The 12,442-nt window shown below is 41.5% G+C and carries 9 protein-coding genes and 1 rRNA gene; 7 read left to right on the top strand and 3 right to left on the bottom strand.

Annotated elements, in window-relative coordinates; translation table 11 throughout:
- Positions 1 to 93: 93 nt before the first annotated feature.
- Together rrf and glsB are read left to right on the top strand one after the other, a co-directional pair.
- Positions 94 to 208, top strand: a 5S ribosomal RNA gene (gene rrf / locus C7Y70_RS17950).
- A 328-nt stretch (positions 209 to 536) separates the two neighbouring features.
- Complete coding sequence (gene glsB / locus C7Y70_RS17955; protein ID WP_099297721.1) at positions 537 to 1,460, top strand: glutaminase B; 924 nt, start codon at positions 537 to 539, stop codon at positions 1,458 to 1,460.
- A gap of 16 nt (positions 1,461 to 1,476) precedes the next feature.
- Here the strand turns inward: glsB and C7Y70_RS17960 are convergent, their stop codons facing one another.
- Positions 1,477 to 2,781 (bottom strand): inosine/guanosine kinase, encoded by a 1,305-nt coding sequence (locus C7Y70_RS17960; protein ID WP_135476276.1) that lies wholly within the window; start codon positions 2,779 to 2,781, stop codon positions 1,477 to 1,479.
- A 180-nt stretch (positions 2,782 to 2,961) separates the two neighbouring features.
- Here C7Y70_RS17960 and tadA point away from each other — a divergent pair, with 180 nt between their 5' ends.
- A complete protein-coding gene (tadA, locus tag C7Y70_RS17965) occupies positions 2,962 to 3,471 on the top strand; it encodes a tRNA adenosine(34) deaminase TadA (protein WP_099297725.1) in 510 nt (169 codons plus the stop codon).
- On the opposite strand, the gene C7Y70_RS20545 is transcribed toward tadA, so the two are convergent.
- Both C7Y70_RS20545 and mltF read right to left on the bottom strand, forming a co-directional pair.
- Positions 3,461 to 3,631, bottom strand: a complete 171-nt coding sequence (locus C7Y70_RS20545) for a hypothetical protein (RefSeq protein WP_167850847.1) — start codon at positions 3,629 to 3,631, stop codon at positions 3,461 to 3,463. The two genes, tadA and C7Y70_RS20545, sit on opposite strands and share 11 nt — an antisense overlap.
- Positions 3,632 to 3,754: 123 nt before the next feature.
- Entirely contained in the window at positions 3,755 to 5,173 is a 1,419-nt protein-coding gene (gene mltF, locus C7Y70_RS17970; RefSeq protein WP_135476278.1) for a membrane-bound lytic murein transglycosylase MltF, read from the bottom strand.
- A gap of 220 nt (positions 5,174 to 5,393) precedes the next feature.
- Here mltF and purL point away from each other — a divergent pair, with 220 nt between their 5' ends.
- From purL to C7Y70_RS17990, 4 genes are all read left to right on the top strand, one after another.
- Positions 5,394 to 9,278 carry a phosphoribosylformylglycinamidine synthase gene (purL, locus tag C7Y70_RS17975; protein ID WP_135476280.1) on the top strand — a complete coding sequence of 1,295 codons (3,885 nt, stop codon included), beginning with the start codon at positions 5,394 to 5,396 and terminating at the stop codon, positions 9,276 to 9,278.
- 173 nt (positions 9,279 to 9,451) lie between these two features.
- Complete coding sequence (locus tag C7Y70_RS17980; protein ID WP_135476282.1) at positions 9,452 to 11,893, top strand: YdbH domain-containing protein; 2,442 nt, start codon at positions 9,452 to 9,454, stop codon at positions 11,891 to 11,893.
- A complete protein-coding gene (locus C7Y70_RS17985) occupies positions 11,886 to 12,068 on the top strand; it encodes a YnbE family lipoprotein (protein WP_099297731.1) in 183 nt (60 codons plus the stop codon). The genes C7Y70_RS17980 and C7Y70_RS17985 overlap by 8 nt, the downstream gene beginning before the upstream one ends.
- Positions 12,069 to 12,077: 9 nt before the next feature.
- Complete coding sequence (locus C7Y70_RS17990; protein ID WP_135476284.1) at positions 12,078 to 12,413, top strand: YdbL family protein; 336 nt, start codon at positions 12,078 to 12,080, stop codon at positions 12,411 to 12,413.
- Positions 12,414 to 12,442 lie beyond the last annotated feature (29 nt).

Genomic DNA, 12,442 nt, shown 5'->3' on the forward strand with positions numbered 1-12,442 from the left:
GACTCTTAGCGCGTAGCGTTAGCATTGAGGCACCTTGCGCAAAGGAAATGGTAGCACTACGTGCTTTGTCATTATTCCTTTGCACCTAATTTGCTTGGTGACAATAGCGTTTTGGACCCACCTGACCCCATGCCGAACTCAGTAGTGAAACGAAACAGCGCCGATGATAGTGTAGCATTTGTTATGTGAAAGTAGGTCATTGCCAGGCTCCAAATAAGAGAAACCCGTTACAGCAATGTGACGGGTTTTTTGTTGTTTGAAATAAAATTAGAGCTCTCAGCTTTAAGCCGTCAGCTATCAGCTGCACAGCGTCAACCACTACACCGTAGTGTGGTTTGAGCATCACGAAACCCAGGATTAAAGAACACCACGATCACCTTAGAGTTTAGTATATTGCTTTAAAAAATGGCTGATTCTAATCTTGATAAATCTACAAATACTATCAATAAATATAAACACATAAATTGCCCTCAACTGTTATCAACTATCATGTTAGAATTTTATTTTAGTAACACCGACAGAGAGTGAGAGCAATATTGGTTTATTCTGATTACCAACAAGTGTTAAATGAAATTACAGCTGAGGTACAGCCGTTACTTTCTCAAGGAAAGGTCGCTGATTATATTCCTGCTTTAGCTGAAGTTGAAGCCAATAAGTTCTCTATGGCTATTCACACGACAGATGGTGAAACCTTCTGTGCTGGTGATTGTTCGGAGCGCTTTACGATACAGTCGGTATCAAAGGTAATGACCCTTACACTTGCTTTACAGCGTTATGGTGATGAACTGTGGCAAAGAGTTGGTAAAGAACCTTCGGGCACAGCATTTAATTCTTTAACGCAGCTTGAATTCGAAAAAGGCCTTCCTCGAAACCCATTCATAAATGCGGGCGCTATTGTTACATGCGATGCACTTTATAGTCGTCTTTCAGCTCCTATGCATTCTATGCTTGAAACATTTCGTTTATTATCTGGTAATCCAGCGATAGTGATTGATAAAAAAGTAGCAAACTCAGAATACGAGTTCCGACACCGTAATGCTGCTATGGCGCATCTGATGAAATCTTTTGATAATTTTGACAACGAGGTGGATGATGTTCTGTGGGCTTATTTTAACTTCTGCGCAATCGAGCTTAATTGTGTCGAACTTGCAAAGGCTTATAACTTCTTGGCTAATAAAGGGATTGATAATACAACAGGTAAAGTGGTTCTTTCTAATCGTCAAAGCAAACAGTTAAATTCATTATTATTTACGAGTGGTTTATATGACGCCGCAGGTGATTTTGGTTATCGCGTTGGTATGCCTGGTAAGTCGGGAGTGTCAGGAACTATACTGGCTGTTTTGCCTAATAAGTTTACTGTGGCTGTTTGGTCACCGGGCTTAAATTCGTTCGGTAACTCAGTAGCAGGGATAGCAGCTTTGGAGCTGCTATCTGAAAAGCTAGATATATCTATTTTTTAAAACTTGCCTAAGGAGTTTACTGTTCCCAGTAAACTTGTTCTAGGCAGTCTTCTCGCTCAGGCAATCCACGTGATAAACGCGGTGAGTGCTGCACCAATACTTCATAACTTGCGCGGTTAGCATACTTGCTAATTTGCGCCAGTGATGAATAGGTCATTGCCGGTTGCTGGTGTTTAGCTGAGTTACCGACATTGAGCTTATGATACACGTTTGCTGATAAGTCATGTAATACAGCAGCTAATGCGCAGTCGCCTGCACCATTGGTGTTCTTAATACTGTCTGGACCACCCATAAATGGCGCTGTATGACTATAAGCTTTAATAGGACTTTCACAATCGACTTTACGCATTGCACGTGAAAACTCAAAACGATTAAAGTCAGCTATTGCACCAGGCAAAAGTGGGTATTCTGTTTCTCGTTTGAATTTTTCATCAACGTGGCCTGCCATAAATAGGCCTTTTTCGCCCGCTGTGCAAATAACCAAATCGACCCAGTCTAGGGCTTTATCAGCTGCTAGCAGTGGATCTTCAAAGCCTGTGATTGCCAAGCCTTCCTCTTCGTTCATTGCTAAAATATCAACGTGTTCTTTTACAAAGTTAGCCCACCAGGTTGGGTCTTGTTCGATTAAAAACTTGGTTCCGAGTGTTAACACAACTGGTACATTGGCCTCATTAGCATATTTAACTGCTTGCATAGTCGCTTCAGTCATAGTTTCACTACCTTGAGTACGCATTAAATATGCACTGATAACGAGAGCAGATGAGTTTTCGATAAGTTCTTTATCGATTGACTCCGGGCGTAAGTGATTCATTAAGCCTGCACTGATTGCAAATGTGCGCTCGCCGCTATCATCAATTAAGGTGAAACAGCGCCCAATTGGGCCATCAACTGGTTGCAAGTAATCAAGATCAACACGGCTTGAGGTGTTACATAAAAAGCGATAGGCGTAGCTACCTATTTTTATGTTTTCACTCATGACACCTAATAGTACTGAGCGGTCGTCCGCTAGCACTGAGTAATTGTGCATGGTGTTACCTATTGTGCCACCGGCAAATTCATAATCGACCATGTCGTTTAATTTAAGACGATCGTATAGAGCGTTGGTAATATCACTATCAATAACTTGCGACATTCCTCGGCGCAGGTGGAATTCGTCAAGGAAAGCTTGATCAACTTTTGCTTCGATATCAACGACAATTTGATCTATTCCAGTAATATAGCTGCGCTGCAGTCTATCACTAGCATTTAGTTGATTCGTTAGTGGATCTTTGGCTTCCACCGGAAAATAATGTTTATGCCTGCGGCGTCCAGGAAATTTCATTTGCTACCCGTGTGTTGTGAGCTAAATAAAAAAAGCGGGAGATTATAGCGCAAATCGCAGTCACTGAGCCATGGCAAAGCACCTTTAATTTGTTTTATTTTTGTCACTAATCCACATGTTTAGCACTTTTTTGCTCTAAGTAGGTATAATAAAACAATAATTAAAGAAAGGTTGAGAAAGATGAGTACCTTGCACAGTGACCAATATTGGATGGAAGCTGCGTTAGAATACGCAAAAGAGGCTGAAAAGTTGAACGAAATCCCTGTTGGAGCCATTATTGTAAAAGATAATCAGCTAGTTGCGGCAGGTTATAATCGTTCGATAACTGACAATGATCCATCGGCTCACGCAGAGATGATTGCGATTCGCGAAGCAGGTCAAAAGCTTCAGAATTACCGCTTAATTGATTGCACCCTTTATGTAACGCTAGAACCTTGCTCTATGTGTGCAGGTTTGTTGGTACACAGTCGCATCAAACGTGTTGTATTTGGAGCGACTGACTTAAAAACGGGATCCGCAGGGTCGATAATGAATTTACTTCAAGAGCCAAGGTTGAACCACCAAGTTGATATCACTGCAGGTATACTAGCACAACAGTGTGGGCAGACGATTTCTGACTTTTTCAAGCGGCGTAGAAAAGAAATTAAGGCTGAAAAGCAAGCCAAGAAAAATTTAAATCTTAACTCTTAGGGTCTGATGCATCATTCAATTCAGACATCACTTGCATTGCAAACATGCGGCGACGCCATATTGTTTTTTTGTGTAAATTGCGCAGCATTATTCTACGACGAGTAGCTGTTGAAAATATAACGTTGCGCTTAAATGCGTGCGTACGCCGACGTTTTAGCATGGTTTCTCCTAAGTGTGAGAGTGAGAAGTAATTAATTTAGCTCACATTAGTGATCATTTAGTGACAAGTAAACATATATTTTAATCAAACTCAGGTGCTCGCAAACTTTGTTAAATTATTACCTTATTGGGAACTATTCTCTATTATAGGTTTAGAGGGAGTGTTTGGTTCACTTTTTGCTACAGTTTTTTCCATCGCATTATTTTCATCTAACCAAACAAGTGCATCATAGTAACGACGAATGTTATCTACGTATTTAACTGCTACGTCACCTCTTGAGTAGCCATATTTTGTTTTTCTGTAATAGCGCTTTTTAATTAACAGCGGCAAACGTTTTTTTACATCAGCCCATTTGTCGGGGCTTGCCCCTTGTTGTTGGGTAATAATACGCGCGTCATTAACATGTCCCCAGCCAATATTATATGAAGCTAATGCAAGCCACGTTCTATCTGGTTGGGGAATGCGCTCTGGAATACGCTTTACTAATTTAGCTAGGTATTCCGCCCCCCCTTTAATATTTTGTTCTGGTTCTAGTCGGTTTGTTACGCCAACTTGTTTTGCTGTCGCCCGGGTAAGCATCATGATTCCACGCACACCGGTTGGTGATTTTGCTCTAGGGTTCCACATCGACTCTTGGTAACTTAGAGCTGCAAGTAAACGCCAATCTAAACTACCAGCGTATTGTTCAAACCAAGGTTGGTATTTAGGTAAGGTCTCCTTTATTGCTTCGATATAGGCGAGGGTGTTTACATAATTGAATTGACGAACATGTCCAAAATATTTTTCTTCGAGCACATAAAGTTGGTTATTTTGCTTTACTTCGCCGAAAAAAGGCACCATCAGCGCATACAAAGAGTCGTCATTGTCTTTTCGCATTAGCCAAGCTATAGGATCGTTGCGAGTAACAGAAAAGCCAATACTTAAATTTGGATGGTAACGACGAAACAGCGATAAAGTATGTGAGTCGGCAAGTGTATAGTCAATTTCACCATCAATCACTGCCTGCAATAGTTCCTCTTCATCGAGGTCCTCGGTTTCGCTCCAGTTTAAGTTTGGGTGAGTTTGTTTAACTTGTTGAAGCGCAAGTGAGTGGCTGCTTTTAGCTAACACAGTTAAGTTACCTGTTAGATCATCAAAATCGCGAGGACGAACTCTGCCTTGTTTATATACTAGCTTTTGGCTAATCGTTCGATACGTTGGACCAAAACGGTAATTTTGAGAGCGCACTTTGTCATAGGTTAAACCAGACGCAATAATATCTAGATCGCCGCTGTCTAATCGGGAAAACATATCTGTTAGGCTAAAAAATGGCACCATTTTTAGTTCAACACCCAAGTGCTCGGCAAACTCTTGTGCTAATTCGTACTCAAAACCTTGCTCGCCTTGAACAGCCTGATAGTAATTGCTCGCACCAGCTAAAGTACCGACTCGGATTTTGTTTTGCGTTTTTATTTGGCTTAACTGTGACTCTTGCTGCTGCATATCACAGGCACATAAAAACATGATTAACGTAATGATTGTTATTAACTTTTGTTTAATCATAGTGTGCCCCTTTGATACCCTACAACACTTATATCAAAACTTTAACATCGCGTCACTTGTCGATTGGTTTAAGGCAAGGTTTTATTTGCGCGGGTAATACAACTAGTTGCTGTCTTTAAACAATTTTTAATTCCTCTCAAATCCTGTATTTCCGACTGACTTGAGTATATAATATGCGCCTAAAATATCGTTCAATCCCTAACCCCGGATGAAAATACCTATGTTGATCCTTCGTGGTGCACCAGCACTTTCCGATTTTAGAGTTCAGAAAATTTTAGCCCGTTGCCAACAGGCGCAACTTCCAGTCACCAATGTTTACGCTGAGTATGCTCACTTTGCAGATCTAACAGCAGAGCTTTCAAGTGAAGAGCAAATTAAGCTTGAGAAGTTACTTACCTACGGCCCAACGATAGCAGAACATGCACCAGCAGGTACTTTGGTGTTAGTTACGCCGCGTCCTGGCACTATCTCGCCATGGGCTTCAAAAGCAACGGATATTGCGCACAACTGTGGTTTAACGCAAGTTCACCGTGTAGAACGTGGTATTGCTTATTATGTTGAAGGTGACTTAAGTACAGAGCAAGTAAGTCAGGTTGCTGCACTACTGCATGACCGTATGACTGAAGCGACGCATAGCTCTCTTGAAGCTGCAGAACAGTTATTCCGCACTGATGCACCGAGCGAAATGTCATCTGTTGACATTTTAGGCGGTGGTCGTGAAGCACTTGCAAATGCAAACGTTGAGCAAGGTTTTGCATTAGCAGATGACGAAATTGACTACTTGGTAGAAAACTTCCAAAAGTTAGGGCGTAACCCGAACGACATCGAATTATTTATGTTTGCACAAGCAAACTCAGAGCATTGTCGTCATAAAATATTTAATGCTGATTGGACAATTGATGGCGTAGAACAGCCTAAATCATTGTTCAAAATGATCAAAAACACCTACGAGAAAAACCCTGAAAATGTGTTATCAGCTTATAAAGATAACGCAGCAGTAATGACCGGCTCAAAAGCAGGCCGCTTCTTCCCGAATGCTGAAGGCGAATACAGCTATCATCAAGAAAACATTGAAATATTGATGAAGGTTGAAACCCATAACCACCCAACTGCCATTGCGCCATTCTCTGGTGCTGCTACTGGTTCAGGCGGTGAAATTCGTGATGAAGGTGCAACAGGTCGTGGTTCTAAGCCAAAAGCTGGTTTAGTTGGTTTTACCGTATCTAACTTACGTATCCCTGGTTATGAACAACCTTGGGAAACTGATTTTGGTAAGCCTGCTCGTATTGTTAATGCCCTTGATATTATGACAGAAGGCCCACTAGGTGGGGCTGCATTTAATAACGAGTTTGGTCGTCCTAACTTAGTTGGTTATTTCCGTACTTATGAAGAGCAAGTAACCAGTCATAATGGTTTGGAAGTACGTGGCTACCACAAGCCAATTATGCTTGCCGGTGGTTTAGGTAATATTCGTACTGACCATGTGCAAAAAGGGGATATCCCAGTTGGTGCTAAGCTAATCGCTTTAGGTGGCCCTGCGATGAACATTGGTTTAGGTGGCGGCGCTGCTTCATCAATGGCATCTGGCCAATCTAACGAAGATTTAGACTTTGCTTCAGTACAACGTGAAAACCCAGAAATGGAACGTCGTTGCCAAGAGGTTATCGATAAATGCTGGCAACTAGGTGACGCTAACCCAATTGCGTTTATCCACGATGTGGGTGCTGGCGGTTTATCAAATGCTTTCCCTGAGCTTGTGAATGATGGTGGCCGTGGTGGTAAATTCCAACTACGCGATATTCCAAATGATGAGCCAGGCATGGCACCACACGAAATTTGGTGTAATGAATCACAAGAACGTTATGTACTTGCTGTAGCTACTGAAGATTTTGACCGTTTTGAAGCAATTTGTAAGCGCGAACGTGCGCAGTACGCTGTCATCGGTGAAGCAACAGAAGAGCGTCACTTAACGGTTGCTGATAGTCACTTTGACAACAATCCAGTTGATTTACCGCTTGATGTGTTACTAGGTAAAGCGCCTAAAATGCACCGTGAAGCGAATACGCAAAAGGCAGTGAGCGAAGCGCTTGATACGAGCAAAATTGATGTGGCAGAAGCTGCAACTCGTTTATTGCGTTTGCCAACAATTGCAGAAAAAACCTTCTTAATCACCATCGGTGACCGCTCGGTAACAGGTCTTGTTGCGCGTGACCAGATGGTTGGCCCTTGGCAAGTACCTGTTGCTAACTGCGCCGTTACAGCTGCAACTTACGATACTTACCACGGTGAAGCAATGTCGCTCGGTGAGCGTACACCAGCAGCGCTTCTAAACTATGGCGCATCGGCACGATTAGCTGTGGCTGAGTCATTAACCAACATTGCGTGTGCTAATATTGGTGGTCTTGAGAATATTAAGTTATCAGCAAACTGGATGGCTGCAGCAGGTCACCCAGGTGAAGATGCGGGCCTTTATGAAGCAGTTAAAGCAGTAGGCGAAGAGCTTTGCCCAGCACTAGGCTTAACTATTCCAGTGGGTAAAGACTCAATGTCGATGAAAACTCAGTGGGATGAAAATGGCGAACAGAAATCAGTTACTGCGCCGTTATCTTTGATCATCACTGCGTTTGGTCGCGTTGATGATGTACGTAAAACTGTGACTCCACAATTACGTACTGACAAAGGTGAAACATCACTAATCTTAGTTGACTTAGGTGCGGGTAAAAACCGCATGGGCGCATCAAGCTTAGCGCAAGTTTATAAGCAACTTGGTGATATAACCCCAGATGTTGACAGCCCTGAGTTATTAAAAGGCTTCTACAATGCAATGCAAGCACTTGTCGCTGATAATAAGCTACTTGCTTATCATGACCGTTCAGACGGTGGCTTATTTACCACAGTAGCTGAAATGGCATTTGCTGGTCACACAGGTGTAACTGTTGATCTTGATGGTTTAACAGGTTCAGACATCGAAGCACTTTACAACGAAGAGCTCGGTGCTGTTATCCAAGTTGCTAATAACGATTTAGCTGCTGTGAATGCGGTATTTGCTGAGCACGGTATTGCTGCTATTAGCCATGAAATTGGTACACTTAATAACGATGATTCAGTGGTATTTAACCGTGCAGGTAATGCTGTACTGAATAATACACGTACTGAACTTCGTACTATCTGGGCTGAAACAACGTATCAAATGCAAGCGCGTCGTGATAACCCAGATTGTGCTAAGCAAGAGTTTGATGCAAAGTTTGATGCGAAAGATCCAGGTCTGAACGTTAAACTCAACTTCGACTTAAACGAAGATGTAGCTGCACCTTACATTGCCACAGGCGCTAAGCCTAAAATGGCTATCTTGCGTGAGCAAGGTGTTAACTCGCATTTAGAAATGGCTGCGGCGTTTAACCGCGCAGGTTTTGCTGCTGTTGATGTACACATGAGCGATATTCTTGAAGGGCGCTTAAGCCTTGAAGAGTTTAAAGGCTTAGTAGCATGTGGTGGCTTCTCATACGGTGATGTATTAGGCGCGGGTGAAGGTTGGGCTAAGTCAATCTTGTTTAATGATATGGCGCGTGACCAATTCCAAAGCTTCTTTGAACGCCAAGACTCATTTAGTTTAGGTGTATGTAATGGTTGTCAGATGTTATCAACATTAAAAGAGTTGATCCCTGGCACTGAGCATTGGCCACGTTTTGTAACTAACAAATCTGAGCGCTTTGAAGCACGCTTTAGCCTAGTAGAAGTACAAGAGAGTCCATCTGTATTCTTCAAGGGCATGGCAGGTTCTCGCATGCCAATCGCAGTTTCTCACGGTGAAGGTCATGCTGAGTTTGCCAATGATGCAGCTGTTAAAGCAGCCGTTGAGTCAGGCACTGTGGCGGTTAAGTTTGTAGATAACCACGGTAACCCTACAACACAATACCCTAATAATCCGAATGGTTCGCCTGAAGGTATTACCGGTATTACATCGGCGGACGGTCGTGCAACAGTTATGATGCCGCACCCTGAGCGTGTATTCCGCGCAGTAGCTAACTCTTGGCACCCAGATGAGTGGAAAGAGGATAGCCCATGGATGCGTATGTTCCGTAACGCACGTAAAAATGTAGGTTAAGCTGCATTTATACACACTAGATTCAGAATCTAGTTGTAAAATAAAAGGCTGCATTGTGCAGCCTTTTTTGTCTACACTGTTCAAGGTTCAAGGTTCAAGGTTCAAGGTTCAAGGTTCAAGGTTCAAGGTTCAAGGTTCAAGGTTCAAGGTTCAAGGTTCAAATTAAGGATAGTATGATTAAACGTATCACATGGGGACTCGTGTTTTTATTGCTGAGTGTTTTAACACTTGGCTACGTATTTCGTATGCCTATAACTCAATGGGCTATAGCACCCTCTTTGAGCCAATCTGGTATTGAATTACATTGTTTAGATTGGTCACTAAATGCAAATATTAGCTTAAACGTATCGCGAGTGTGCCTGACTTATCAAGGTCATCAAATTGAGCTTGGTAGCATAGTCGCTGATACAAATAAAATAACCGTTGGTCGTGCTAATCTTCGCTTAAATAATAACGAAAGTGACTCGTCAAGTAATGACTCGTTTAAAAAGCTGGCACTTAATTTACCCAAAGAGCGGCCTAAAATTGAGATCAAAAGGCTGCTAATTAGCCACCCACAACTTCATGATGAACTGTCGGTTAGCGTTGCTGAAGAAAAGCTAAATACATTTGTGATCTCAGATGATGTAATTGCCGAGATAACAGTCAACAATAATAAAGTTACTGGCCGTTTTAATCTAGCTGATGAATTACTAACAAATATAAAGCCGATACCCGCGCTGACGTTAAGCAGTGAGCATGAGTTCACTTTTGATGGGTTATCCGTTGATATAAAGTCAAATATAGATGCTGAGTTTACTCAAGCGTTTAGTGAATGCCCTTTGACGGTTGATGTTTTAGGTGATGTGAATACTCACTATCATTTTAACGATAAAAAAGCATCGTTAAATGCGCAGCAATTAACGAGCTGGGTAACGTTTGATAGTGGCTGTTTAGCGCTTATAAATAATCAACCACAGCGTGACTTTATAGCCAAGCAGCTGCCTTTAAAGTGGCAAATCATGCTGAGTGATACAGTGAAGTTTGAAAATGAACAACTTGTTATGCCAGCGATGTTATTGAACGCTCAAAATAGTGAAACGAAGCTGAGCCTGACCGACCTAGCAATAAATGCTCAACAGCCATTAGAATATAGCAAAGGCGATATCAAGTTATTGTTTACCAGTGAAGACATTGAGTATTTAGAAGTAGGTGCCAAGTTGAATAACTTGGCTATGAATGGCGATTACCAATTAAGCGTCGATGAACTGCCTGATTTTTTACCCGCATCAGCTAAAAAGTTAACAAGCAAAGGTCAATTTAAAATAGCGAATGTTTTACAACACCTACAAAATGCGAGTATAACCAGTGAGCTTGCTTTTGCTGAGCTTGGTTTTGATAAATTAACCGCAAAGAGCTACAAGGCACAGTTTACGACTGAACTTGATGATAAACAAAATATAAACGCAAGCTTGGATAGCCAATTAGACTCAGTGACTTATGATGAATACCAAGTGCTTGGGGTAAACAATCAATTATCAGCATCTTCTAGTTTGGCTGTTGGTGAATTGTTTGTCGATTTAAACAGTGAAACTAAATTTGCCCAATTTAACAGTGATCTTTTAAACCTGAGTAATATTCGTATAAGTTCAAAGGGCTTGCAAAGCCGAGCGTTGCAAGCATCACATCATGTATTTATTGATGGTATTGAATTAGTAGCCAATCACCATATATCTGCTGTGGAACACCCATTTGAGATAACAATAGCAGAGCAAGCCGTGACTAAACTTAACCCTGTTTTACAGCAGTTTGAGCCATTAGCAACACTGACCGACGGTAGCTTTAATGGCGTTGTACGCGGAGATGTTAATTTACAGCAGGCTGATTTTACATTACAGATAGACCAGCTAAGCGGCTTATACAACGATTATTTAGCCAAGCATTTTAGCAGCCACCTAACCGGTAGTTATGATTCAGGGCAGCTTAATGTGGCTCCCACTACATTTGAATTAAATGAGTTACGAGCGGGTGCTGTTGTGAATAACATAGCAGGAAATTTGAGTGTTGATAACTCTGTTGCACGCGCTTATCAGTTAACCGGTGATGTGCTGGGTGGCCGCTTCGCCTTAGATAGCTACAAAGTGACTCAAGAAGCTCAGCAGTCCTTAGTCACATTTGAAAGTATTGATGCCAGTAAATTAATTACCTTAGATGATAAATCAGGCATTACATTAACAGGTCAAGTGAATGGGCGTTTACCCGTTTACTTTGATCAACAAGGTATTTCAGTAAAGTCGGGTGAGTTATCAAACAAAGGGGCAGGTAAGCTAATAATTTCTGATAATGCTGCTTTTGATGCGGTTAAAACCCGGCAACAAGAGTTGAGCCCGATTTTAAGTTTGTTAGAGAACCTAGACATTCAGAGTTTAAACAGTAGTGTCGAATTAAAGCCTGATGGTTGGCTCTATTTAGGTGTAAACTTAAAAGGGTACAATGAAGAACAGGCACAGCAAGTTAACTTTAATTACAACCATGAAGAAAATGTATTTACACTCTTAAGAGCATTGCGCTTAAGTGATGAAATTACTCAAAAAGTTGAACAAGAGTATTCAACAAAAGGAACTAAAAATGACTAAATGGCTGGTAATATTTACAGCGCTGGGTTTACTTAGTGCATGTACTCACCGTGTTGAAGTGGCGGCGAAAGAGCCTATCACTATTAATTTAAACGTGAAGGTTGATCATGAAATTCGTGTGAAAGTTGATAAAGAGCTAGATGATCTATTTGGCGATGACAGTGAATTATTCTAAGGAGCAATTATGAGTTTTTTAAAAAATAAAAAGTTAAACGTGATCACACTGTTAAGTGCCGCTTGCTTGTCATTTTCTGCTTGGGCTATCACGTTAGATGATGCTAAAAATCAAGGGTTTGTTGGTGAAGATAGCTCAGGTTATTTAGGTCTAGTAGTGCAAAGTGCAGAGGCGAAAGCAGTTGTTGATGAAATTAATGCAAAGCGCAAAGCACAATATTTAAAACTTGCGAAAAAGAACAATTTGTCACTTGCGCAAGTAGAAGCATTAGCTGCAGCGAAAACGATTGAAAAAACCCGGGCAGGGCACTTTATTGAAGTAAATGGTGAGTGGGTTAAAAAATAAACTCAGCGCATTACTTAAAGGCATTAAAA

The sequence above is a fragment of the Pseudoalteromonas sp. KS88 genome (genome assembly GCF_004766475.1).
GTDB lineage: Bacteria > Pseudomonadota > Gammaproteobacteria > Enterobacterales > Alteromonadaceae > Pseudoalteromonas.

Coding starts and splice junctions, on each gene's coding strand:
- C7Y70_RS17980 (WP_135476282.1), top strand. CDS start 9,452: ATGATTAAACGTATCACATGGGGACTCGTGTTTTTATTGCTGAGTGTT.
- mltF (WP_135476278.1), bottom strand. CDS start 5,173: ATGATTAAACAAAAGTTAATAACAATCATTACGTTAATCATGTTTTTA.
- C7Y70_RS17985 (WP_099297731.1), top strand. CDS start 11,886: ATGACTAAATGGCTGGTAATATTTACAGCGCTGGGTTTACTTAGTGCA.
- tadA (WP_099297725.1), top strand. CDS start 2,962: ATGAGTACCTTGCACAGTGACCAATATTGGATGGAAGCTGCGTTAGAA.
- C7Y70_RS17960 (WP_135476276.1), bottom strand. CDS start 2,781: ATGAAATTTCCTGGACGCCGCAGGCATAAACATTATTTTCCGGTGGAA.
- C7Y70_RS20545 (WP_167850847.1), bottom strand. CDS start 3,631: ATGCTAAAACGTCGGCGTACGCACGCATTTAAGCGCAACGTTATATTT.
- purL (WP_135476280.1), top strand. CDS start 5,394: ATGTTGATCCTTCGTGGTGCACCAGCACTTTCCGATTTTAGAGTTCAG.
- C7Y70_RS17990 (WP_135476284.1), top strand. CDS start 12,078: ATGAGTTTTTTAAAAAATAAAAAGTTAAACGTGATCACACTGTTAAGT.